Here is a 24,846-nt window from a genome sequence, read left to right as displayed (position 1 = left end):
GGAATACCGCAGTTGCCTTAATTCTACCGGATTAGTCAACAATTCGCATAATCAATAAAACGTGACGATTGTCAGACAATCATACAAAAATTGAATGGATAAAACAAAAGGTGATTTGTGTCGCATTTATTTTGAAATTACTCATTAAGATTGCCAACTGTCGATTGTCCGACAATGAACAATCTATGAGGATTTATGGACACACCTTTGAACAAGGCAATTTTGCTTTCCCAGAATGACAACGTGGCGACCCTGCTCGCTGATGTCGAAAAAGGACAGCAGATTGAAATTATTGATGACGGCAACCGGGCACAAGGCATTGTGACCTGCAAGCAAGCCATCACGTTCGGCAATAAAGTCGCGGTAAACGCTATCTCGACACAGGAAGCAATTAAAAAAGCGGGTTACGACATTGGCGTTGCCATCAAAGCGATTCCGGTCGGCGAGTTGGTACATGTACAAAATGTCCGCAGTACCCGGGTAGACATCCCAGAGCCGATCATCAAGCAAATCATTGAACAAATGCAGATCGAGGAGTAACGAATGCAGTTTTTATCAGGCTTTCGTCGCCCCGACGGCCGCGCGGGGATCCGAAATCATGTACTCATCCTGGCCATTGACGAATGTGCAGAAGGTATTGCCCGTGCCATCAGCCAGAAAGTGCCAGGCACTGTCGTCGTAACCAACTACAACACTTGTATGTACGGTGGTAACGAAGAGCTGGTCGGCACTATGGTAGGCGCCGCACTGAACCCTAATGTGGCTGGTGCCCTATTGCTGAACATGGGATGCGGAAGTATCGACCCGGCGATCCTGGCCGATCCTATCCGCAATGCAGGAAAGCCAGTACAGACACTGTCGATCATCAAATCACGTGGAACGCGCAGCACCATCAAAATGGGCACCGAGCTGGCAAAAGAGCTGACAGCTTATGCCGATCAAATCCAGCCCGAGCCTGTTCCACTCAGCGAACTGGTTGTGGGGATCAAATGTGGTGGTTCTGATACCAGTTCAGGTATTGCCTCTAACCCATCAGTCGGTCGCGTTGCCGATCTGCTGGTAGATAAAGGCGCCACCTGTGTAGCTGGTGAGCTTATCGAGCTTGTCGGTTGTGAGGACATCCTGCGCGAACGAGCAGTCACTCCCAACGTCGCCGACAAGATCGATCGCCTCATCAATGAAGAAGAGAAGCGCTGGCACATCGAAGGCACCAATGTCGAGACCATGAGCATCGGCAACAGTGTCGGCGGCCTGACCACACTCGAAGAGAAGGCACTTGGCGCACTGCATAAAACCGGTACCCGCCCTATTCAGGATGTACTGAGGATCAACGCCAAGATGACCGAGCGTCCGACCACACCGGGAATGTACCTATCAGAAACGACGCACTTATGCGGCGGCTCCGGTATGCATTTCGCCTCTCTCGGTGCCCAGGTGATCCTGTGGACCACAGGTGGTGCCGGATTCAACAACCCGATCGTACCGGTGATCCGAGTCAGCGGTAATGCGGCCCAAATTACTGAAGACATTGATGTCGATGTCAGCGGGATCATGAAGGGAACCGACAGCATTCACTCCTGCGCCGACCGGATCATTCACACTCTGGAAAATATTGTTCAGGGTGAGGCGACCGCCATCGAAGATATCGGTTTCGCCTACTGCACGTTGTATCAAAAAGATCAGCGTCTGGAAAAACTCATTTGTATTGAACCTCAATAACCAAGGACTGAGCAGTGCGTATTACAGATATAGAAGTCATTTGCTTACGAGTACCTGAGCCTGATCAGCCCTGTGAATGGGGTGAAGATGCCGTTATTGTCAAAGTACATACCGACAAGGGCATAACCGGCATCGGTGAGGCAGACAGCTCCCCTGCCGTCGTCAAGGCATGTATCGAAACACCGCATTCAAACCTGTATTGCTACGGGCTACGCGAACTGCTGATTGGCGAGAATCCGCTGGAAATCGAGCGTTTGTGGAACAAGATGTACTGGGCATCCAACTACGTAGGTCGCCGTGGTGCAGGCATTCACGCCATCAGCGCTATCGATATCGCCCTGTGGGACATTGCCGGTCAGTTCTATGGCGTGCCGGTGCATACCCTGCTGGGCGGAAAATACCGCGATCAAATCCGTGCCTACGGCACCTTCATTCCCGACAGCAAGCCGGAGAATAACCGCGAGATCGCCCTGAATCTTGTTCGCCAGGGCTTTACCAGTATTAAGTTCGGCGGCGGTGTATTCGGCGACGATCCGGAAACGGACTACCAAATTGTTCGCCACGTACGCGAAGCCGTTGGCGATGAAATAGAAGTACAAATTGATCTGGCTTCCAAGTGGCGCACTACCGGCCATGCCGCGCAGATGTGCAAACGCCTGGAGCCGTTCAACCTAAACTGGGTCGAAGAGCCCGTACTGGCAGATGATATGGTCGGCTATTCACGCCTGTCTCGCCAGATCCAATCCAAGCTAGCCGGCGGAGAATCACTCACGACCCGCTATGAATTTAAGTCCTTCCTAGAACAATCTGAAGTCGACATCGTCCAGCCAGATATCACCCGCTGCGGAGGTATCACCGAGATGAAGAAGATTTACGATCTTGCCCAGTTACACGGTACCCAACTCGTCCCTCATGGGTTCAGTACCGGCATCTTGCTCGCGGCTTCGGTCCACTTTTTAGCCGCCTGTGAGCACGGCACGCTGATGGAATATTCCCAGAGCAGCAGTCCTTTATTTACAGATCTCGTGAGCAACCGACTGCCATTTTCACAAGGTCACGTACCTGTACCGGATTCTCCGGGACTTGGTATCGAACTGAGTGAAGACGTGATCAATAAATACCGAATATAAGAAACGTGTAGAAGGATTTTTAGTTATGAACAGTGAACGTAAAATAGACAAACCGTTAATGGCAATAAGCCTGTCGGTTATTCTCTTTGTGGTTGTTGGCCTGACACTTTTCCCAGAACAGGGAAATGCGATAGCCAGCCAACTTTTTAACACCCTGACTAACCAATTTGGTGAGGTTTTCCTTTTCTTTGGCTTCTTCAGTGTCATCTTTCTCGCCAAAATTGCTCTTGGCAAATACGGTGAAATCAAGCTCGGAAACGACAAGCCAGAATACTCCCAGTTTACCTACCTGGCGATGATGGTTTGTGCCGGACTAGGCTCGGCAACCGTCTATTGGGCATTTGTCGAGTGGGGTTACTACTACATGACACCACCATTTGACGTAGAACCCTACTCGCCAATGGCCGCAGAATGGGCAACCAGCTATAACATGTTCCACTGGGGGATCTCAGCTTGGTCACTATACTGTATTGCCTCGCTACCAGTCGCCTACTCTTTCCACGTAAAGAAAAACCCGCAGCTTAAGCTCAGTGCAGTATGTGAAAGCATCATGGGCCGCTTCTACAACCCAGTGATCGGCAAGGTTATTGATACCATTTTCATCTTCAGCTGTGTCGGTGCTATGGGTATCACACTGGGTCTGAGTGTCCCTATGGTGACAGAAGGTATTGCCTACTTGCTCGGCGTTGAAAACAGCTTTGCCATGAACGTCGGCCTGATGCTATTTATCACCGCGCTATTCTCTGTCAGCTCTTATGTCGGCATTGAAAAAGGCATGGCAAAACTGAGCGATATGAACACCAAGCTGGCAGTGATTTTTGTTCTGCTTATTCTTATCGTGGGTCCAACTTCTTTCATCATCAACCAGATGACCAATGGCTACGGCCTGATGCTACAAAACTTCATTCGCATGAGCCTATGGACAGATCCGGTTGAAGGCGGCTCGTTCCCGACTTCATGGACCGTATTCTACTGGGCATACTGGATGACCTACGTACCGTTCATGGCACTGTTTGTTACCAAGGTATCTAAAGGTCGCAAGCTGAAAGAAGTGATCGGCAGCATGGTTATTGGCGGCAGCGCCGGCTGTTTCATCTTCTTCGGTGTTCTGGGCAGCTTCAGTATGAACGTGCACCTGACTGAAATCGTTGATGTTACCCGTTCTATCACCGAAAACGGCGGCTCTGCAACAGTCATCGCGGTGCTAAATACCCTGCCAGCAAGCGCGTTGTTTATTATTATCTTTGCGATAATGTCGACACTGTTCCTAGCGACTACGCTTGATTCGGCATCCTTCACATTGGCGGCAACCGCAGCCAACCAATTGGATGAGAATGCCAACCCACCGACAGCACTACGCCTGTTCTGGTGTTTGATTCTGGCAGCCGTACCACTGGCGATGATGTTTATCGATGCTCCGCTAAACACCGTTCAGACACTGGCTATTGTGACCTCACTTCCGCTGATGATTGTGATATTTATCATGCTCTACGGCTTCAGCAAGTGGCTAAAAGAGGACTTTGGTGGTGAAACGGAAATCGTTGCTAATCAATCCACCAGCAAGGTAACGACCGAAGCGAAGAAAGAGTCAGCCAGCAATACAACGGCAAGCGCCGATGATAGCGAAACAGCTGCCTACCTTTCTCCGTCAACTAACGAAGGTTAAAAAGCAAGCGTAACATTCTTGCTACTATCAAAAATCCTCTGCCAGTAGCGGAGGATTTTTTTATTCAGAAAAATACCACGGGGAATGGTATACACTGGTGTAAGAGGCATCAGCAGGGAACGGTACCTATCATGGCCTGTCGTGTGATCAAGCAAATTCCTAACATCTTGACGACATTACGTCTCATTTTGGCGGTACCAATTTGCCTATTGATCCTTGAGAGAAATTACTCGACAGTATTGTGGATTGCCTTCTTAGCCGGAATCAGTGACGGGCTTGACGGATGGCTTGCTCGCAAACTTGATGCTATGAGCCGCTTCGGGGCGATCGCCGATCCTCTATCAGATAAAGCGATGCTGATCAGCGCATTTATTGCGTTTGCCATCGTAGGATTAGTCCCTGTATGGGTTACCGTAATCGTCATCGTTAGAGATGTGATCATTCTCGTCGGGGCTATTGCCTATTACTGCCTTTTTGGCCGCTACGAAATCGCACCAAGCTTTTGGGGCAAGGCAAGTACGTTTGTACAGATTGCCTTTGCTCTCATGCTAATCACGCAACAGGTCTACCCTATTTTACCCGAAATCTTTTTTGAAATTGGTCTGTGGCTGCTGATTTCTTTGGTATTAATCAGTGGCGGACATTATGTCTTCACCTGGGGAAAGAAAAGCCTCACTGAACATAGCAGCAAAAGCCGAAGTCAAAACCAAGACCATTCCAAACACAGCCAGCACCCGTAGACAGCGCAATGATTATGACCTCGATCATCCTGCTTTTTGGCACGCTAATCTTTCTTATCGGGATAGTCATTCTCGTTAAACCAACAATGGTGTTTGGTTATCTGAGACGACACCTCGGTAGCCTGCAAATCCACGTCCTGGCCGTTGTTATCAGGTTGATTATAGGTTTTTTGTTAATCGCTCAATCTGACGTATCGAGGTTTCCATTCATCATCGAGATCATCGGCTGGCTATCTCTCATTGCCGCTTTCACTCTAGCCGCCGTCGGCCGTCGCAGCTTCCACCGTCTAATGGCATGGGCCCTGTCTTTCGCTAAACCTTACGGTCGTATTGGCGGTATTCTCGCCGCAACATTCGGGGCATTTATTGTCTATGCGTTCATTTAGCAGTAGGCGCTTTGAGACCGCTTAGTATCTCTTGTCCGATAACCGAGAGACGAAATATTCAACGACCGCTTTAATGGCTAGATTACGGGTTCCCTTTTGATGATATAGCAAATGGAGATAAAAATTACTCAGTGCATAATCAGGCAGCAGCTCCACCAGCTTCCCGCTGACGATACTCTCTTCAACAAGAAAACTTGGTAACTGCGCGATCCCCAATCCGGCCTCACAAAGCTGTTTTATGCTCGTTCCCGAATTGGTATATATCGCCCCGTCAGTAGCAACAGAGATCTGTTCATTACGTGTATTTTTAAACCGCCAGCGCCTCTGGTTATCAACCGCCCCTTCAACCAGACAATGATGTTTTACCAGCGCCTTGGGAGAAGAAGGGATGCCATATTGAGAGATATAATCAGGGCTCGCGACAACGACTAATGATGCATCCGATAACCGACGAGAAATAAAACTAGAATCCAGCATCTGTGAGGCCCTAAGTGCAACATCAAACCCCTCATCAATCATGTTTTCAAAATCATCACTCAGCTCAAGGTGCAGCTTTACAAAGGGATACTGGCGATGGAACTCAGGAATATGTGGCACCAGTAATTGCTGTCCGAGGTAAATTGGGGCTGTGATTTTAACCAGCCCCTGAACCATTTCTTCATTCGGGTCTGCTTCCAGCCCATTGACTCGCTCCAGGATCTCCCTGAAATGCTCAAGCTGCTTGTGTCCATCTTGGGTCAGGCGCATATTCCGCGTTGATCGGTACACCAGTTTCCGTCCCAACCAGACTTCCAGCTCAGTCAGATTCTTACTGACTACCGAGTTCACAACACCTAGCTTTCGTGCTGCCGCTGACATTGAGCCCTGTTCGGCAATCTCGACAAAGATCGCCATGGCTTTAAGCTTATCCATAATTTTGCATTTAAGAAAAAATGATTTCGCATTTAATCGCATTCTGGAAAACAAGTAAACCTCATACACTTCCCTTATCAACAATGATGACAAGGTGAATATCATGAAGATTGCAGTATTCGGCTCAATCACATTAACCAGTGGTTTCCTTAGCCATTATCCCAATGGCTACAGCATCGCCACCGGCCCATTCAACGCCGCCATCGATGCGTTTGTCCAGCACACGGCTCCCATGTTAGAGCGAGGATTACGGCTAAATGTTGTCAGCCCTGCACCGGTTGTTGAGCCGGAACGTACAGGCAGAGGACTCGTGAGTGCCGAACAGGTTGCCAGTTTTTATATCGATGCCATTGAAGGCAATTCAACAGGTAAGGTTTTCCGTGCCTGGGGCGGACTGCCAGTACCGAGCCAATAACAGACATTCTTTAATTTCAGCAGGACCTACTCATGAAATATCCAACTTCAATCCGAGCCATTCATTGGCTCAGTGCCGCCCTGATCGTCGGCCTCCTTGTCCTTGGGATTTATATGACTCCCTTCGACATGGACAATATGGAGCATTCCGAATCTTTGTATTTTTGGCATAAGTCATTCGGCATTCTGGCGTTCATTTTCGTCATTATTCGTCTCGTAAACAGACGAAGTCATTCACTGCCACAGTTACCCAAAGGCATGCCAAAACATGAAAAGCTTGCTGCAAAAGCGGCCCACGCATCCCTGTATATACTGATGGTGCTTATTCCGATACTCGGTTATCTGCAGTCTAGCGCTTACGAATACAGCAGTGGCGTCCACTTCTTCGGTATCGATTTGCCAGAGCTGATTGACGACAACAAAGATGTCTTTGAGGTCACCAACGCCCTTCACAAATGGGCATCTTATCTCTTCATTGCTGTATTGGTCGCTCATATTGCCGGCGCTATCAAGCACAGGCTCTTTGACAAAGAAAATGACGTACTCAAACGAATTCTATAAGTAAAAGACTAAAAGACCGAGTAGAGATACTCGGTCTTTTACTAGTCACGGGCTGACAAGCACAGTAAATAAAATTGACCCAAATTTATCTATTACCATAGCAGTTGATAAGGAATTATTGAGAGTTGCCCCGTAAGCTTACAAAACCCTGCTTTACTCTGCTTTTAACGTGTTGATATTAGAAGCATCAGTACTAAAACTATTTTCACTTCTGCTTATATTACTATTACGTTTAAAAGGTTTTATTCAGACATGAGCAATACTCAAGATTCTGCTACGACTAGAATTTATACACCCAAACAAGTGGCATGCGGTGCACTTGGCGGGCCCGTTGGATTAATTTATTTTCTCTGGGCTAACTTTTCGATACTTAAAAAAGAAAACCACTCCAAGGCAACCATTATTCTTGGAATTGTATTTATTATCTCCCTCATTTTCGCCGCCCCTTTTGTTCCGCAGGAAGTCCCGGCCATCACATTTACCATTGCGTATGTGATCTTGGCATTTTTTCTCTCTCAGAAATTCCACCTCAACAAAGATGAGATAATGGACTCGGAGGAATATACATTCCATTCAAGCTTTCGCGTCTTTGGTATCACCATAGCCTGTTTTTGGAGCTCATACATTGTAGTCGCCGCACCTCTACATTGGCTGTATACGATTGGCTTTTTTGGCGCGTAACGCTTTATTCACCTGCATATGTAGGGAGTTGATGCTCCCTCCCTTACAGGTACTGTGTATAAATACAGTATTTCGTTGAGTTCATGACGGTTATCGCGTAGGGTTTCGTCTCTCCATTATTTCATCCAGAAGAGATTGAATAGCTATGCGTGAGTCACTAAGAAAGAAAGTTATCGAGATCTGCCAAAAGAAAATTGCTCAAAAAGGCGAAGGTGTCGGTGTGTCATTTTATGCATTCTTCGCCAACAAAAATGATAACCCGGAACTATTGATGGAAGCAGCCACATGGTGGATTAAAACCCATGAACTGGACCATTTTGAAAAAGCTTTAAAGATCATAAGCTTAGTTAGAGTTGAAGAATAACACCGATATGGAGAAATAGTGTGTTCAAGAAGTTACTCTTTACGACAATCCTTGCCACTGGCCTTACAGGCTGTGCAACAGGAAAAACCCAATCGTGAAGTCGGCAATTATTCTGGTAATAACGGTGCTATTAGTCTTTACAATCAAAAGCGTGTTTGGCCTAGACTACGGCATCTTATCGTCAGGTTTTAATTTCATCACCGCAGTCTCTAATCTCGCTATCTTCGTTACCACCTACTCATTAGTAAGTTGGGTGGTCGAGAAAGTGATCCCGTTAGGCAACCTAAACAACGACTAGTCCCCCTTGCTTCAAATGGTGAGGTTTCTAACTAAAACCACGCCAAGTCAACCATTAGCCCAATAATACCAATAGTGATTTGTGTGGAATGTCTGATGACTACTGCGAAAATCTGCTGCATGTAGCCTGTTGTTGTTCACAAACTCATTAGCATTCATAAACCGTTACACATATTCATCTTGATGCAATTCATTTGCCATGTGAATATGTATAACGAAGTGTTTGATATTGATAGGTTTGTTCACACGGTATGTAACAACTTCATATTTCCAGTAAGGACGAACGATGTACAAAGAACAAGACATTTATTTAAAAGACAACACACTGACAGTCAAAAAGGACGTGTACCCTCTTTCAAAAATACTGACCATAGAAGCCAAAGAACTGCGCCTTAAAGATCAGATCATCCGGATACTGTGTATCTCCCTTGCCGTATCTGTGGCTGGCTGGGCATTCCTTCCTATTATTGGCCCAGTACTCATGCTTATCGGTGCCTTGTTTGCCATTTTAACAAGCAAGAAATACGAACTTCGGGCTGAATTCAGCGGCACCGATGAAAGCGGTGATCATTGGGCTCCATTGGCCCGAGGCAGAAGACCCGAGGAGTTTGCCCTGTTCAAAAACATCGCAGAAAGTATTGATCGGTAGTATCACGATTATTGAAAACTAAACTCAACAATATGCAACTTGATGAAAACAAGATCAGGAGTAGAATATCTCTCTTTAAAAGCTAATGTTAAAGGGATTTTATGTGCTTTGAAAATAAACTGAGACTCGCTCACAGAGAGCTCGGACTAACAGGCATGCGAGAATCCTGCTACAACCCGCCATACCTAAGAAGTATTCGACGTCTGGGCTTCCGTATCCGGCCTTTCCCCTACAACTCCTTTTTCATGAATATCGCCGTTGCCTGGCTCGGCTTCGTCATCCCCTGGTGTATTGTCATCACGCTCATCAACTGGGTCCAGATTGATACTTCCATTGATCGCATACTGTTGTCCTGCCTGGTCATGACCGTCACCTACTGCCTGTATATCGCCTTCCACGCAGAATGGTGCAAAAAGCGGTACACACTTTCGAGGTGGGAGGAGTTTGAGGGGTTAGATACTTAGAAGTGGACTGGATTAGGCATTAATTCATAAAGAGCCCAGTATTGAGGATCTTATGATTACTATATCAGTGTGATCAAAGACATACTCCTGAGGCATTATGCCTAGTTTTAGCCACTTCAAAGTGTAGAATGTTTGTCATTATTTACATATTGATAAGTTATAGTTCGTCTACCCCCTAATGTTAACAACGCAATGACATTAAGTAGTTAGAGTGAATCTGAACTTATTGAAAGCTATCTCAAGTGGTCGAGTTCAAATGAACGTAAATTTTTGCAACGCAAGTCTTTTAGCTGCTTTCTGTTTTTCTTCTGTAGTTAATGCCGCCAATGTATCTACTAATGATCTATACAAGCAGTATCAAGATAAGCCAAACCATAAAGCTTTTTCTATAGGTACAAATGGTTCCGCCGGAGCTGCATGGGGAGCAAGTACAAAAGAAGAAGCAATGGATCTGGCTCAGCAAACTTGCATAGACTCTGGAGGAGTAAACTGCAACATAACAGAAGTTAATGGACGTCCTTTAACGAGTAACAACACGCAAGTAAAGAACTACGAAACTGTAAAAAACTACAGAACGGTAAATAATTACAACATAGTCTCTAATGGTGTAAATTACACTCCTGACTTAAGTGTAAGTGCTTCAGCCTTCTTTATTAATAATAAATATCTATTATCTATTGGAAATCTAATCGGAAACTGTTCCAAACTTAGTTATGAGCGAAATGGTAAACTAGTTGACTTAACAGTTATTCGTTCAGATAAGATGAATAACATATCACTATTAAAGTCTGACATTTCAAATGAGACTTATGCTTTAATAAGCTCAAAAAAGAAAACTTACCAAGGTGAGAGAACCTATTCTTATGGATATGACTTGTCTGATATGGACAACCTAAAAATACCTTCATATCAAGGAAGAATTACAGATGGCATCATCAGCCGCGCATCTGGAAAGTATAATGACATTCGTTTCATGAGAATCACAAATGAAATAAACGCTGGTAATGTTGGTGGTCCTGTGATCGCAGAAAATGGCGATGTCATTGGCATCGTTACAAGTACAGGCAAAGAATCGATCAAAGCATCAATGCTCAGCATTTTCTTAAATGAGCAAAACATCTCGTATCATGTCACTGAATCTCAAAAGAACATACCGCCATCTGCTATTGCGGAAAAAAGTCAGAATTTCACAGTCCCGTTAGTATGTTTAAACGAAGCATAACATCGCTTTAGCTCATTAAAAAAAGAGCCTCTCCTTTCAAAAATTGGTTGTTGAAGGGGGAGCGCTTGAAGCTTATAACTGGTTCAAAATCAAACAAGCTTACCTTATACCAACCCCATCTAACTTCCCCTTCTATTGGCCTGTATCAACCAAGTTACTCCATCACTCAAGGGGAAGAACCTTCTTTGGTGTTGATGATTTTTCGAATACAACTAAGGCTCATATTACTTTCAGGCACCAAGTGTCTAACACTGTCAATAATGGTCAAAGCTATCGTGAACAGCCCTCCCCTTCATCGACAAAGCCAATTGGCAGCAACTGTTCATATAAGGGGGAGCTGGAGGGGGTTGGTTACGCAATATTCACACCACCAACCCCATCTAACTTCCCCTTCTATTGGCTTTATCAACCAAGTTACTCCATCGCTCAAGGGGAAGAATCTTCTTTGGTGTGGGTAGTTTATCGAATACAACCATGGCTCAAATCACTTTCAAACCCCAAGAGTTTCATGCCATTTCTAATCAAGAAAATTTCTAAACTTAACCACTCAACTAATGATATTTATAAAACTAGAGTTAAAGCTCTACTAAAGCGTATTTTTTGTCGAAATATTCTTGGAAATACTGCAACTTAGCTGTCATGAAGTAGACACTACAACTCAACGTGTTGCATAATTTGTGTCCATATAGCTAGGAGGGCGAGTTGGTGCAGTTGCAAAAAGGGTTTACGTTAATTGAGTTAGTTGTCGTTATTGTTCTTCTGGCAATCATTTCGGTAACAGCGGCACCAAGATTTCTTAATGTACAAGATGATGCCAAGGAATCGACATATTTAAGTTTAAAAGGATCATTCCATTCTGCTGTTGAGCTTTTTCATAGTAAATGGCTGGTAGATGGCGAGCCCGATCCTAATGTGACTGAAGGTCGAGAAGGTGATTGGGGCTACACGATATATAACCTGCATTTTAATGAAACAGGTTACCCTCGCATCATCGATACAGTGCAAAGCTGTGATGATATTCTTGAGAATCTATTACCAGCTTCCAGCCTGACTGAAGATGACTACGAGAAACCAACGGCTTCAGGTGATGGTTTAGGCGGCAACAAGTGTACGTATAAGTTTATTGATGCGCCATACACCTTAACCTATTCAGAAACCAACGGAGAAGTGACTTTAGCTAAGCGCAGTTAGTATCTACTGTTAAGTATTTTATCCCCCCCCCCAGCCACGTTTATTTGAAAGCCCCATGAAGTTATTTTGGCTTGAAACAGTCCTGGGGACATTATCTTGGGGCTTTTTCATGTGGCTGTTTGTCTGGCAATTTATCGGATTAGATATCACCCAGTTATATGCCGCTTTGTTTTTTGGTGTTACTACCGGTGTCATTCTAGCCATCAAAGTTAAAGTCAAGGCGAAGCGCTTGAAGCTGTACCAATGGGAACGATGGTTAAAAGATAAAGGCTTCACCTAGAAGAGAGTTAAACACAAAAATGGCAGTTCTCATCGGTCAGGCCATGTAAGCCTTGGCGGTTCATCATGTGTTCCTTTCCGGCCTGCAAACCCAGTTCGTAGCCTTGGTTCAATATGGCTTTGTTCATTGTCAAGCGTTTAACCGAGAACTCATCAGGCGGCGCTATCACTCTGATCACCGCATCCTTGGGCGGATTACGTATAAATGCCAGTGACTGGTTATAAGTTTCTGTTCGAGCCACCATAGCATTCGCTAATGCCGGATTACTGGCAAATAACTTTTTCAGTAGCCACGGATACTTTGCCGGGTTTTTCTGATAGCTCAGCGGGTGTGAAAGGATCACAGTGATATCCCGAGAGCCCCGGCGATAGGCCTCTTTCACTGGAATTGAATCTGCCACTCCACCATCAGTAAAACAGCCACCCGAAAAGCAAGGTGTGGACTTGAACGCAATAGGAAGAGCGGCGGTTGCAACCATAGCGCTGTCGGCATTGCTTTCATCGATACGATAGTAGTCCGCTTTGCCGGTTTCAACATTGGTCACTGCTGTCCAGAGCGGGATTGACGAGAAAAGCTTACTCTTATCGACCGGATAACGTGCATTAGACTGCTGCCACAGCCACTCGACGTCAACCAGATCGCCGCCTTTCAAGAAACGGGAAGGGTTATAGAAGTCCCGGCTGGTCGCAAGCTCGGTGATCACCTGGTAACTGCGGCCAGGCGCTTCTGCAAGATACCCTACCAAATTTGACGCACCAGCAGAAACACCGATGGCGAAATCATAGGGCCGGTAGCCTTCTTCCATGAAAGCATCCAAAACACCGCTGGAAAAGATCCCACGCATTGCGCCGCCTTCAACAATTAGTGCCCGGCTATTTTCAAAAGACATACTCACCTCTTAATTTTCTTTACGAGGAAAAAGATACGCCTTCAAACTCTTGGAGGATAATCGTTATTAATTATTGTATCAGTAGGTGTTGACTATCTAAGAAGTACTAAGCCGCCTTCAGCTTTGTCATGATTTTTGCGCCGCCGCGATAAATCAGCAGTGACATCAAAATCAAGGTACAGCCAAGTACCTTGTTTATCGGCATCTGCTCGCCATACCAAAGAATACTCAGAAACACAGTCCATACCGGCTCCAAGACCATAATAATCGCGGCATTAGCCGCTGTACTGTGCTTCTGCCCGGTTGTTTGCATCACATAACGCAAGCTGGTTGCAATCACCACGCTCATGGCGAACCAGCCCCAGATATCAATACCGACATGCTGCGGCCAGGTTTCAAAGGCCAGCGAAGCCACCAGCCCCATGATCCCGGTAACAAACAGCTGGATGCATGTCAGCAGCAAGGCAGGTATACGCTGGGCGCAGCGGCTGTTGAAATTGAAATGCAGAGCCAGCATCAGTGCAGCCAGCCCGAACCATATCTGGCTTGCCGACTGTTGCCAGCCTCCGCCCAGCGACAGAAGCATCAGGCCACCGAAAGCCAGCGGCAAAGAGAACCAGAACATACGCGGCGGTCGCTGTCTGAATAATGGCCAGGCGACTAGAGGAACAAAGAGCATGGAGAGGCTCATAATAAACGCGCCTTCACCCAGCGTATCACTGACAGAGACAGCGAAAATCCACAGCAGCAGCGCACTGCCTAGCAAACAGCCAACGCCCATTGCCCTGAATAAATCACCGCGGCTGACTTTCTTTAACGCCGAAAAACAAAATGGCAGCAGAAACATCGACGCCAATACAAAGCGTGTACCGACAAAGCCAAATGGTGGCAGGCCCTGAATGGCCTCTTTAGAAAAAATCCATCCGGCAGCCGCCAGCATAGTTGTAGCGATCAATATAAGATCAGCGCGACGATCCAAAGTCATAATGTACCTGACAAGTGTAAAAGAGAGGCGATATTGCAAAGACTGGCTATTCTATCGTCAAAGCAGTCATTACCAAACCCAATAAGTATGCTACAGGGCTAATTTGGTATTTTCTTATGTAAGCAGTAAGAAAAAAGCTGACTCTCGCCAGCTTCTTTCTGTGTTCTTGGTTAGTTACCGATTATTTGATTTCACGGCACATCAGGCTCACTGCCAGTGTCTGCGCCAGATACATTGAACTACTCAAGGAGCGGAAACCCATGACTTCCCCTTCCTGAACTTCGAAACAGACATCCATCTTGCTGCCGTTGGCCGTCATTTGATTGTCTGTAATGGCAACAATCGGCACGCCTTTATCAAACGCACTTTCAATCAACGAGCTGGTTTCAGGAGCGTACGGGCTGAAAGTAACAGTAACCAGTACATCTTTTTCACTCATGCGGCGGGTCATCGGGGTTAGCATCCCGCCGTGATCGTCTAGCAACACGACATTATTATCCGATTTCATCAAGGCATACCATAAATAAAAGGCAACCGGATAAGCTCTTCGCATTCCCTGAATATAAATAGTGTCGGCTTTGTCCATCAGCGCGATGGCACGTTCCAGCTTCTGTGGCGATACCGATATCTGGAGCTGCTCAATAGCTTCGACATTGGCTGTTCCATAATCCTGGAAAATAGCCATTGGTGATTCCGGCCCGAGATTATCTTGCTCACGTGCCTGTCGTACCCGCTCTTTATAGTCTCTCGGACGATTCAGATACTGATCACGAAACAATGCCTGCATTTGGCTGAAGCCGCTAAAGCCCATCGCATTTGAAAATCGGCTCAGTGTCGACAGCGGTACATCCGCCTGTTCGGCAATGGTTGCCATTGTCTCGACCGCAACGAGCATTGGCTGCGCCATCACATAGTCCGCGACCTGCTGTAAGCGATGGCTCAGTTTGTCATAGCGCTTAACAATCAGCTCTTTCAGTGTATCCAGATCGGCCGGCACTTGTTGTAGTTGGGTCTCTTCAACTTGCATACCTAGCGGCTCTCCCGTTCGAAAGCTAACAATAAAAAGATAATACCCCAAGGCCTGTTACCTTGGGGCAGGTATTTTAGGACAATAATTCAAAGTTGCGAATCGCTTCTTGCTTTACATAGGGCATTGCCTTCTGCATAAAGTAGATTCGATCAAACTTTTGCGGCTCGTTATTCATGTAATCGCGCAGATTATGACCAAGCGCCTGGCGCAGGCAAGTACCGATATTAAACTTAGATACCCTGCTCTGCTTCAGCTTCTGCATATCTTCATCGCGAATTCCGCTTGTACCGTGGATCACCAGTGGAATCGACACGTGCGCCGCAATTTGATCCAACCGTCCGAAATCAATTGTGCAGGTTGGCTCGGTCAGACGGTGAACATTCCCGACAGAAATGGCTACGCAGTCTGCTCCGCTCTCCTCGGCAAAACGCGCCGCATCCTCAGGCTCGGTATAAATGGACTTGATGTGGTCACGCCCTTCCTCGTAAGGAACTGACCCTATCTCGCCTTCTACCGACGCGCCAAGTGCATGGGCAACATCCGCCACAGCGCGAGTACGGGCAATGTTCTCGTCCAACGACAGCTGAGAGCCATCGAACATGACTGAGCTAAAACCGGCTTTCAGGGCGCGGAAAACGATATCTTCTTCGTAAGTATGATCCAGATGCAAACATACCGGTACAGTACTTTCATGAGCCAGATTGAGGAACATTGATGCTGCCGTATCTACCCCGTAGAAATCGACCACATCTTTATTGCAGGCCAGAATAACTGGCTTGCCCACTTCCTCGGCAGCTTCAACTACCGCTTTGGCATCTTCATAGCCGAAGACATTGAAGCAAGGTACCGAATAGTTGGATGCCGCTGCATCTGGTAATAAATCTTTTAAGTTAACCAGCATAACCGCTCCTTGTTATTTGAATTTGGCAATCATGTCCTTGATGCCAGGGATGGTTTCCACTTGGTATTCATGGTGAGGGTCGAAGTGCTGGATCAGCGACTTGGATGTCTTGCCCACGATGATGGTGAAGTAGTACATTTCGTAGCCCGGTGCAGCAACGCTCGGGTGGTAGCCCTTGTCGATGGCAATAACCGAACCGGTACGAACGTGGTACACCGGCCCAAAGTCGTCTTCATGTTCATACAGGAACTGAGCTCCAAAACCGAAGTCCGGATTGAAACGAAACTGATAAACTTCCTCGTACAAGGTTTCCTTGCTACCGTCCTCTTTAACTCTGTCTTCGTCATGCTTGTGTGGCGGGAAACCTGACCAGCCACCGGCACCGACAGTAAATAGTTCGCTTACCAGCAGGCGGCCACGCTTGTCGGCGTTGGACTGACCAAGTACGTGTTTGATTTTGCGGTGAGTTTTCGTATCGTCCGAACCATATTGGACAATATCAACGTTGTCCTGACGAATACAGAAAGGCTCCAGCGATTCTTCAAAGCGACCGCCAGCAATCATGATGTCGGCACTGCCGCTGACACACTCGATGTCAGCGGTATAACCCAGCGGTACATACACCGACTCGGGGTTACCTTCCCAAACTGAAGCACGCTGGCCGATATTATCGAAAGTAACTGCTTCTTCACTCGCTTCAGCGCTTTTTTTGCTGACCTTGATGCTGCAGGTACCGCCAGCCAGCACAATCACTGACTCATAACCTTCAACATAATGACTGTGTGTTTCCCCCTGACTCAGGCGAACCTGGTTGAAATAACAAAGCGGCGTGACATCATCGTTGATATCAACGATTGGCTGATTCTTATTATCAAACGGTGGGATATGTTTACCCATTGTAGCTTCCTCCTCACTTGCGACGCTGCTTCTAAGCCGCATCGCAATAGCATTCGGTTTCTTAAATTTTCTTATTTCTTGTTGTCGCTTGTTATCTGAAAACCAGTCAGATAAAAAAGCCGGGCCCCGATGGAATGTATCGTTCGGAATGTTCATAAAAACAAATTCGTTAAATACCGGCCCGGCTGACCGTAATACCGATAGCACCTCCGTCCGGTGAAGGGCTACAGGCTTTGCTCTCTGGTCTCAATAAAATCGAACAATTGTTCCTGGGTCGGCATTGCCTCGGTGCAACTCTTGCCGCTGACATTAATCGCGGCTGCGGCTGAGCCGTACTTAACGCCTTCTTCCAGCTCTCCGCCGTTAACCAGCGTCCAGATCAGGCCGCCTGCGAATGAATCACCCGAACCAAAAGGTTTCTGGACATCAACCCGGAAAATCCCCTGCTGGAACTTATGTCCGTCTCGGCAGTACACTTTTGAACCCAACTCGCCCGCCTTGATCACGACGACCTGGGTATTGGCACGAAGGAAACGCTCAGCCGTGGCATCGTCATCTTTGTTTCCCGGCGCCAGCACGGTTTCCATCATGTCGAATTCTTCGCGGTTGCCGATAACGATATCTGACAGCCCCGCAGCAATACCGTAATAGATGGATGCATCGACATCGGTACGCCATGAATACGGGCGGTAATCAACATCCAGCACTACGGCTGTATTACTACGACGAGCATGTTCCATGGCAATCAGCGTTGCCTCGCGGCTCGGGCTTTCAGACAATGCGGTACCGGTCACCACCAGTACCTTGGCACTGGCAATGTACTCTGGGTCAACCTGCTCGGGCTTGATAGTCAGATCAGAGGCCTTGTTACGGTAGATAAGGACTGTGCAGTCACTCGGCTTCATCTCGGTAAAGGCCACCGAGGTGCGCGAGCCGGATGCATCCGTCATCATGCCGTCAAGGTTGATCCCCTGACCCGACATATAGCTGCGAACATAACCGCCGAATGCATCATCAGCGACACAGCCGATAAATCCTGCCTTGGCGCCCAATTTGCTGATCGCGACTGCGATATTGGCCGCCGAGCCACCGACGAATTTATTGAACCCTGAAATATCTGCCATGTCCGTGTTGGATTCACGGGCGTAAAGATCAACGCCCGCGCGACCTAACACGATGGCATCCAGCGGACGATCTTGCTGAAGTGCAATCTTTGTCATGGTGTGTTCCTATTACTTGTACTCAACCCAGGCTGCATTCTGATCTGCAGACTCAACACATTTCTCACACAGTCGTACGCCTTCGATACCGGCATCGATACCCGGGAACCAGATACCTTCCAGCGTCTCCTGATCGTCGCGGTCAGCAGCATCAAATGCCAACGCGAAGCGGTGATACAGGTTAGCCCATGACTCGAAGTAACCTTCCGCATGGCCGCCACCTACGCGGTTTGCAGCAACGCCTTCCGCATCTTGATACAGGTAGCCCATACCGCGGTCGAGGATACGTGGCGGCTCGCCCTGAATCTCATAGCGAAGCTGGTTCGGATGCTCGTCCCACCATTCGATGGAAGCTTTAGAGCCGACGATACGGATCTTCTGCTGGTGCATAGAACCTGCATTCACCGCCGATGCCCATAGCGTACCTACCGCACCGCCCTTAAATTCCATCATCACGTGAGCGTTATCTTCCAACGGTGTACGAGACTTGATAAAGCTCTGGCGCATACAAGACAGACGATCAACCTCAAGGCCGGTCATGACTTCGCAAAGATAGAATGCATGAGTACCGATATCGCCCAGCACATAAGTAGGACCAGACACCTCAGGGCTTACACGCCACTTCAGGCCCGGATCATTTTTCTCGTATTCTTCGTTGTGGAAACCGTGGGCAAACTGCATGTTGATGACGCGCACTTCACCAAGATCGCCACGCTGAACCATTTCACGCGCCTGCTGAACCATTGGGAAGCCGCTGTAACCGTACATCACACCAATCACACGGTTCTTACTTGCCGCTATCGCCTTCAGCTCTTCTGCTTCTTCGGTAGTGAAAGTGATCGGCTTTTCGCATACAACGTGCAAATTGGCTTCCAGTGCCGCCTTGCAGATTTCATAGTGGGTAGAGTTTGGTGTCGCGATAGAGACTGCCTGAATACCGTCTTCACGCTTGGCTTCGGCTTCAAACATCTCGGCATAGCTGGCGTAGCAACGCTCGGCATCCATACCCAGGTTGACACCAAAATCACGACAGCGCTGCGGATCTAAGTCAAACGCGCCAGCAACCAGCTTAAACAGACCATCACGCTGCGCGGCATTACGGTGCGAGTAACCAATCTGGCTACCGCGGCCACCGCCGACCATTGCCCAGCGAATAGGTTGTTCAAAGTGACGTTCTTCATTAAACATAATTTTGCTCCCTTACTGGCACAGCGGGTTATCTTCCCGCCGTGCCTGCGGTTTCAGTTATTGGAAATTTTTTAGGGTCTTTGGCCCCTGAACTTATACTCCGCGGCGCTGGTGCGCTCGGCCTTCTTCCCACTCAGCCACTTTCTTGGCTGTGTCCTGGTTATCAGTAACTTCAGGTAGTCCGACTTCCCACCAGCAATCGCACTTGGACCATGCCGCAGGTGAAACCGGGTCGATGTCGACCACAATCACGTAGGTACGGTCGGCTTCCTTGGCACGGGCAAAGGCGGCATCAAAGTCGTCGATTGAAGACAGCTTCTCGCTGATAGCGCCTTGTGCCTCGGCATGCTTGGCAAAATCGACACGGGCCAGTTCGCCGTCAGGACGACGACAGTCAGACAGCAGGTTGTTGAAGGATTCGTTACCGGTATTGTTCTGCAGCTTGTTGATCACCGCAAAACCACCGTTATCGCATACCACCAGAATCATCTTGTGACCTGTCAGTACCGACGAGTAGATATCTGAGTTTTGGATCAGGTAGGAACCGTCACCCACCAGCACGACAACATCGTTGTCCGGGTTGGCAATCTTGGCACCCCAGCCTCCGGCAATTTCATAACCCATGCAGGAGAAGCCAAACTCGATGTCGAACTTGCCAATCTGGTAGTTCTGCCAGTTCATTGCCAGCTCGGCAGGCAGGCCACCGGCAGCCGTCAGCACGGTATCGCCTTTTTCCATTGATTTATTTAGCTTACCGATGACTTCTGCATAAGATGATGTACCCGGCAACAAATCCCCTTCTTGAGGATGGGTACGGCGGTGAACAACAGCTTTCCACTCATCAGCCTGTGCCTTGGCGGTATCTGCCCACTCCTGCTCAGAGCGCCAGTCACCAAGCAATACTGATAGTTTGGTCATGCAGGCTTTGGCATCGCCCAGTACCGGGTATGACATGTGCTTCACCACATCAAACCTAGCCACGTTGACGCTGATGAGTTTCATGTCCGGATTACGGAATACGGTCCACGAGCCCGTAGTAAAATCTTGTAGTCGGGTACCAATCGCCACCACCACATCGGCATGGGCAGCCATATAGTTGGCAGAATCAGAGCCTGTTACCCCGATTGGCCCGGCGTTAAGCGGGTTGTCCTGCAGCATTGTGGCACGCCCGGCAATGGTCTCAACAACCGGTATGTTGTGCTTACCGGCAAATGCGGCCAGCTCGTCGGTTGCCAGCGAGTAGTGCACGCCACCACCGGAGATGATCAACGGACGCTTGGCTTTGATAAGGATTTCTTTTGCTTCTTCCAGAGCGACCATTTCAGGCTCCGGACGACGAATACGGTGTACTTTTTCGGCAAAGAAAACTTCCGGGAAATCGTAGGCGACGCCCTGAATGTCTTGCGGCAAGCCGATAAAGGCAGGCCCGCAGGTGGCCGGATCCAGCATGGTATCAATCGCCTGAGGCAGTGTGTGCATCAACTGGGTCGGCGAGACGATACGATCCCAGTAACGGGTCAATGGCTTAAAGGTATCGTTACACGTCACTGACGGATCTTCGAAGTTCTCTGGCTGCTGCAGTACCGGATCAGGCAGGCGACTCACATACGCATCACCCGAGATCAACAGCAAAGGCAGACGGTTGGTATGGGCAATACCTGCCGCAGTTACCATGTTAGTTGCACCCGGACCGATAGAACTGGTTGCGATACCAATACGCCGACGCTGGTTTGCTTTGGCATAGGCGATTGCTGCCGTCGCCATCGACTGTTCGTTCTGACCGCGCCAGGTAGGAATTTTGTCTTCGATATTTTTTAATTGCTGTCCAAAGCATGTCACATTACCGTGACCGAAAATGGCAAAGGCGGCACCGAACAGCTGCTCTTTCTTACCATCAATGTCTATCATTTGTGCTGCAAGGTACTTAGCTAGCGCTTCAGCAACAGTCAGGCGTACAGTTTTCATCTTCTTCCTCGATTTTCGACACACGAAAAAAATGGCTTCCTTGCCCTGGCTACAGTGTGTTTTCCTGTTTTATTGCATAGCCAGTGTTTAAACCGGGGAGCATCCCCCCCCGGAAGGACTGAATCGTTAGAACTTACAGGCCGTACTTATTGGCGTAGCCTGTGATGTTCTCGTAAGCTGTCTTGGCATACGTCAGCGGATGGGCCTTGGCAGGATCCTGCTCGGCTTCAACCAATAGCCAGCCTTCGTAGTTACGCTCTTTCAGTGCAGCGAATACATCGTCATAATCAACGTCGCCGGTACCAGGAACGGTAAATACACCATCAAGAACTGCATTAAGGAATGATTTGTCTGCATCGCGTGCTGCCTTCATCACGTCCAGGCGAAGATCTTTAAAGTGCATGTGGCCGATACGGTGGCCCCAACGCTTGATCATTGTGACCGGGTTACCACCACCGTAAGTGATATGGCCGGTATCGAGAGTAAGATGTACGGCATCACCGGTTAGCTCCATCAGCAAATTGATGTCATCTTCTGTTTCGCAGATGGTGCCGACATGGTGGTGAAACGAAAGCTTGATATCATGCTCGTTCAACAGGTACTCAGCGACCTTGGTGAGCTTCTCGGCATACGCTTTCCATTCGTCCATTGTCAGGATCACACGCTGCGAAAGCGGTGTGTTGATGTCACCGTGAACGGTATTGCTCACTTCGCCGTAGACCATTGCTTTACAACCAGCCGCTTTAAGCAACTTTATATGGTCCTGCATGGCTGCGATTTCTTCTTCAGCCGTCAGCGTCATCAGGTTGCCGCTGAACCAGCCAGACGCCAGTACCAGGCCGTGTTTTTCAAGCAGAGGGATCAATACCTCTGGCTCTCTCGGGTATTTCGTCCCTAGTTCGGTACCGGTAAAACCGGCTTCTGACATTTCGCTCAAACATGTTTCCAATGGGATTTCACCGCCAAGCTCTGGCATGTCATCGTTAGTCCAGGTCAAAGGGCTGATTCCGTATTGCACCTTGCTCATGTTTGTTCTCCACAATTTCTTATCAAGTATTAGGAAGATGAGATTGATTCCTCTGCCCCATTCATCGGTGTCTCTTGGGCAACCTCAAAATAAGCCGTTCAATCTTCACCACTTTGCTTCACTGGAAATCAATATAAACGAACAAACCGAGAATGAAAAATATTTTTCAACCAATGAAATCAATTTCAAATACAAGCATTTTTTTGAAAAAAGTGAGGAAATACGCGGTCTGCGGCTATTTTTTGAGCAAGATCACAAAAACAATTATTATCTACAATTCAACAACTTAAGCTCAAAATCTAGTTTGAAAAATATTTATCACAATTTGAGCAAGGTAACATTTTTGAGGAAAAGACGGTTTAGACGGTGGCGGGATTGATTTTGAAGCCCTATGATTCCTCTCAACGCCGAATGGAAAATATTTTTCAATATACATTTACAAATACTAAAAAATAGCCGGCGTATGACACATTCCGATACAAATCCCCTACAGTCATAGCGGTATCGGATACCACCCAAATCACGCTTATTCGATGGTTAGGCACGAGGCGGGTACCTCAACAAGGAGTAGAACATGTCACCCAACCAAGGGGCATTGTCCCATAAACATAACATCGCCTATATTGTCAGGATCTGCTGTATTGCAGCCTTAGGAGGGATCTTACTGGGCTACGATACAGCCGTTATATCAGGTGCCATCGGCCCGATCCGCGATTATTTCGGCTTAAGCCCTGCACAAACAGGCTGGGCCGTATCCAGCGTCGTACTCGGCAGTATACTCGGTGCCGTCAGCGCCGGCTGGAGCGCCCTGAAATATGGTCGCCGCAATACCCTCTTTATCGCCGCTATCCTTTTCTCGATATCCGCAGTTGGCTCTGCAATAGCCCCCACCTTCACTATCTACGTTATGCTTCGCATCGTAGGCGGTGTCGCTGTCGGTTTGGCCTGTGTGGTATCTCCGATGTATATGTCTGAGGTTGCGCCAAAAGACTTTCGCGGCCGTGCGGTCAGTATGTTCCAGCAGTCAGCTGTTATCGGCCAGACCGGTGTGTTCTATGTCAACTACCTGATTGCCAAGGGTATGACCGAAGAGTGGCTGGTTGACTTGGGCTGGCGCTGGATGCTCGGTTCGGAAATCATTCCTGCACTATTGTTCGCCGCCTTACTGTTCATGATCCCCGAATCACCTCGCTGGCTGGTGCTCAAGGGCAAACTAGATAAAGCCAAAGAAACCCTGTCCCGCATTTCTAACGCTGAACATGCCGATCGCCTGATTACCGAAATCCAGGATTCACTCAAAGAGAGCCGCTCTTCCAACAAAAATAAGGTCAGCCTGCGCTCACCGCTTCTGTTCGCGATTTTGCTTATCGGTACTTTTGTTGCTGCCGCCCAGCAGCTAACCGGTATCAACGTCATCATGTACTACACACCGGAAATTCTAAAACCAATTGCCGGTGGTACTGAAAACGCCCTGTTCCAGACTACCTTTGTCGGTGTGGTCTTCATTCTGGGTAACGCGCTGGGTATGTACCTGATTGACAAGGTTGGCCGTCTGCCACTGATGAAATACGGTACCTTTGGCTGTGCCTTCGGTATGTTCATTGTCGGGTACGTGTTGTACCAGCAGACTGAAGGCTATGCTGCCCTGTTCGCGCTATGTCTGTATGTGGTCTCTTACGCAACCTCGTGGGGTTGTGCATGCTGGACAATGATTTCAGAGATTTTCCCGAACAGCATCCGTTCCCGCGCAATGGCAATTGCCGTTGGCGCACAATGGTTCACTGGCTTTATCGTTACTCAGTCGTTCCCTATGCTCAACGAGAATGCCTTCCTGCAGGAGAACTTCAACGGTGCGTTCAGTTTCTGGCTATTCGGCGTGCTTTCACTGATTTGTATGGTCATTGTGGTGAAATTCGTGCCTGAAACCAAAGGCGTTAGCCTTGAAAAAATGGAAGAGGCAATGGCCAAAAAGCTGGGCAAGAAAGTGTCTGCTCAAACTGTAGAAGCCAACGCTTAATCGCTCCTTGCTATCACCCCATACAGGCCTATCAAACATGATAGGCCTATT

General features: G+C 47.9%; 26 protein-coding genes and 1 pseudogene. 17 read left to right on the top strand and 10 right to left on the bottom strand.

Features of this window, described 5'->3' with window-relative positions:
- Positions 1 to 195 precede the first annotated feature (195 nt).
- From BIT28_RS22220 to BIT28_RS22195, 6 genes are all read left to right on the top strand, one after another.
- Positions 196 to 540 carry a UxaA family hydrolase gene (locus BIT28_RS22220; RefSeq protein WP_075767141.1) on the top strand — a complete coding sequence of 115 codons (345 nt, stop codon included), beginning with the start codon at positions 196 to 198 and terminating at the stop codon, positions 538 to 540.
- Between the two features lie 3 nt (positions 541 to 543).
- Positions 544 to 1,719, top strand: a complete 1,176-nt coding sequence (locus BIT28_RS22215; protein ID WP_075767140.1) for a UxaA family hydrolase — start codon at positions 544 to 546, stop codon at positions 1,717 to 1,719.
- A gap of 14 nt (positions 1,720 to 1,733) precedes the next feature.
- Positions 1,734 to 2,849: a mandelate racemase/muconate lactonizing enzyme family protein gene (locus BIT28_RS22210; protein ID WP_075767139.1), complete on the top strand. Its 1,116-nt coding sequence runs from the start codon at positions 1,734 to 1,736 to the stop codon at positions 2,847 to 2,849.
- Between the two features lie 25 nt (positions 2,850 to 2,874).
- Complete coding sequence (locus BIT28_RS22205; protein ID WP_075767138.1) at positions 2,875 to 4,515, top strand: BCCT family transporter; 1,641 nt, start codon at positions 2,875 to 2,877, stop codon at positions 4,513 to 4,515.
- A gap of 131 nt (positions 4,516 to 4,646) precedes the next feature.
- Positions 4,647 to 5,255, top strand: a complete 609-nt coding sequence (locus BIT28_RS22200) for a CDP-alcohol phosphatidyltransferase family protein (protein WP_075767137.1) — start codon at positions 4,647 to 4,649, stop codon at positions 5,253 to 5,255.
- 8 nt (positions 5,256 to 5,263) lie between these two features.
- Positions 5,264 to 5,641: a hypothetical protein gene (locus BIT28_RS22195; protein WP_075767136.1), complete on the top strand. Its 378-nt coding sequence runs from the start codon at positions 5,264 to 5,266 to the stop codon at positions 5,639 to 5,641.
- Positions 5,642 to 5,662: 21 nt separating this feature from the next.
- Here BIT28_RS22195 and BIT28_RS22190 read toward each other — a convergent pair whose 3' ends face one another.
- The gene (locus tag BIT28_RS22190) at positions 5,663 to 6,553 is read right to left on the bottom strand and encodes a LysR family transcriptional regulator (RefSeq protein WP_075767135.1); all 891 of its coding nucleotides are present in this window, start codon (positions 6,551 to 6,553) and stop codon (positions 5,663 to 5,665) included.
- 103 nt (positions 6,554 to 6,656) lie between these two features.
- On the opposite strand from BIT28_RS22190, the gene BIT28_RS22185 reads away from it, so the two are divergent.
- The 10 genes and pseudogenes from BIT28_RS22185 to BIT28_RS22140 form a co-directional block, all read left to right on the top strand.
- On the top strand, positions 6,657 to 6,968 hold the full coding sequence (locus BIT28_RS22185) for a Rossmann-fold NAD(P)-binding domain-containing protein (protein ID WP_075767134.1): 312 nt from the start codon (positions 6,657 to 6,659) through the stop codon (positions 6,966 to 6,968).
- Between the two features lie 32 nt (positions 6,969 to 7,000).
- Positions 7,001 to 7,528, top strand: coding sequence for a cytochrome b (locus BIT28_RS22180; protein ID WP_075767133.1), 528 nt, complete (start codon positions 7,001 to 7,003; stop codon positions 7,526 to 7,528).
- Between the two features lie 252 nt (positions 7,529 to 7,780).
- Entirely contained in the window at positions 7,781 to 8,209 is a 429-nt protein-coding gene (locus BIT28_RS22175; RefSeq protein WP_075767132.1) for a hypothetical protein, read from the top strand.
- Positions 8,210 to 8,354: 145 nt separating this feature from the next.
- Entirely contained in the window at positions 8,355 to 8,573 is a 219-nt protein-coding gene (locus BIT28_RS22170) for a DUF6500 family protein (RefSeq protein WP_075767131.1), read from the top strand.
- Positions 8,574 to 8,667: 94 nt separating this feature from the next.
- A complete protein-coding gene (locus tag BIT28_RS22165) occupies positions 8,668 to 8,871 on the top strand; it encodes a hypothetical protein (RefSeq protein ID WP_075767130.1) in 204 nt (67 codons plus the stop codon).
- A gap of 285 nt (positions 8,872 to 9,156) precedes the next feature.
- Entirely contained in the window at positions 9,157 to 9,519 is a 363-nt protein-coding gene (locus BIT28_RS22160) for a DUF6232 family protein (RefSeq protein WP_075767129.1), read from the top strand.
- A gap of 101 nt (positions 9,520 to 9,620) precedes the next feature.
- Complete coding sequence (locus tag BIT28_RS30420; protein WP_425439650.1) at positions 9,621 to 9,983, top strand: DUF6404 family protein; 363 nt, start codon at positions 9,621 to 9,623, stop codon at positions 9,981 to 9,983.
- 211 nt (positions 9,984 to 10,194) lie between these two features.
- On the top strand, positions 10,195 to 11,205 hold the full coding sequence (locus BIT28_RS22150) for a trypsin-like peptidase domain-containing protein (RefSeq protein ID WP_139310506.1): 1,011 nt from the start codon (positions 10,195 to 10,197) through the stop codon (positions 11,203 to 11,205).
- A 705-nt stretch (positions 11,206 to 11,910) separates the two neighbouring features.
- Positions 11,911 to 12,396: a type II secretion system protein gene (locus tag BIT28_RS30225; protein ID WP_089153709.1), complete on the top strand. Its 486-nt coding sequence runs from the start codon at positions 11,911 to 11,913 to the stop codon at positions 12,394 to 12,396.
- A 40-nt stretch (positions 12,397 to 12,436) separates the two neighbouring features.
- Positions 12,437 to 12,676, top strand: a pseudogene (locus tag BIT28_RS22140) (DUF6404 family protein); the annotation flags it as partial.
- A gap of 7 nt (positions 12,677 to 12,683) precedes the next feature.
- On the opposite strand, the gene BIT28_RS22135 reads toward BIT28_RS22140, so the two are convergent.
- The 9 genes from BIT28_RS22135 to iolE all read right to left on the bottom strand — a co-directional run bounded on the left by BIT28_RS22135 (position 12,684) and on the right by iolE (position 22,778).
- Complete coding sequence (locus tag BIT28_RS22135; protein WP_075767124.1) at positions 12,684 to 13,565, bottom strand: patatin-like phospholipase family protein; 882 nt, start codon at positions 13,563 to 13,565, stop codon at positions 12,684 to 12,686.
- Positions 13,566 to 13,671: 106 nt separating this feature from the next.
- A complete protein-coding gene (locus tag BIT28_RS22130) occupies positions 13,672 to 14,550 on the bottom strand; it encodes a DMT family transporter (protein ID WP_075767123.1) in 879 nt (292 codons plus the stop codon).
- A 181-nt stretch (positions 14,551 to 14,731) separates the two neighbouring features.
- Positions 14,732 to 15,577, bottom strand: a complete 846-nt coding sequence (locus tag BIT28_RS22125; protein ID WP_075767122.1) for a MurR/RpiR family transcriptional regulator — start codon at positions 15,575 to 15,577, stop codon at positions 14,732 to 14,734.
- A gap of 76 nt (positions 15,578 to 15,653) precedes the next feature.
- Positions 15,654 to 16,481, bottom strand: coding sequence for a class II fructose-bisphosphate aldolase (locus BIT28_RS22120; protein ID WP_075767121.1), 828 nt, complete (start codon positions 16,479 to 16,481; stop codon positions 15,654 to 15,656).
- A 12-nt stretch (positions 16,482 to 16,493) separates the two neighbouring features.
- Positions 16,494 to 17,378, bottom strand: a complete 885-nt coding sequence (locus tag BIT28_RS22115) for a 5-deoxy-glucuronate isomerase (RefSeq protein ID WP_075767120.1) — start codon at positions 17,376 to 17,378, stop codon at positions 16,494 to 16,496.
- A gap of 224 nt (positions 17,379 to 17,602) precedes the next feature.
- Positions 17,603 to 18,598 (bottom strand): 5-dehydro-2-deoxygluconokinase, encoded by a 996-nt coding sequence (gene iolC / locus BIT28_RS22110; protein ID WP_075767119.1) that lies wholly within the window; start codon positions 18,596 to 18,598, stop codon positions 17,603 to 17,605.
- A 12-nt stretch (positions 18,599 to 18,610) separates the two neighbouring features.
- Positions 18,611 to 19,786 carry a Gfo/Idh/MocA family protein gene (locus tag BIT28_RS22105; RefSeq protein ID WP_075767118.1) on the bottom strand — a complete coding sequence of 392 codons (1,176 nt, stop codon included), beginning with the start codon at positions 19,784 to 19,786 and terminating at the stop codon, positions 18,611 to 18,613.
- A gap of 93 nt (positions 19,787 to 19,879) precedes the next feature.
- Entirely contained in the window at positions 19,880 to 21,751 is a 1,872-nt protein-coding gene (gene iolD / locus BIT28_RS22100; protein WP_075767117.1) for a 3D-(3,5/4)-trihydroxycyclohexane-1,2-dione acylhydrolase (decyclizing), read from the bottom strand.
- 133 nt (positions 21,752 to 21,884) lie between these two features.
- Entirely contained in the window at positions 21,885 to 22,778 is an 894-nt protein-coding gene (gene iolE, locus BIT28_RS22095) for a myo-inosose-2 dehydratase (RefSeq protein ID WP_075767116.1), read from the bottom strand.
- Between the two features lie 574 nt (positions 22,779 to 23,352).
- On the opposite strand from iolE, the gene BIT28_RS22085 reads away from it, so the two are divergent.
- Entirely contained in the window at positions 23,353 to 24,795 is a 1,443-nt protein-coding gene (locus tag BIT28_RS22085; protein ID WP_075767114.1) for a sugar porter family MFS transporter, read from the top strand.
- The last annotated feature ends 51 nt before the right edge of the window (positions 24,796 to 24,846 follow it).

Source organism: Photobacterium proteolyticum (assembly GCF_001939735.1).
Lineage (GTDB): Bacteria > Pseudomonadota > Gammaproteobacteria > Enterobacterales > Vibrionaceae > Photobacterium > Photobacterium proteolyticum.
Note: the sequence above shows the minus strand (reverse complement) of the source record. Positions and strands in the feature narration are given on the sequence as shown.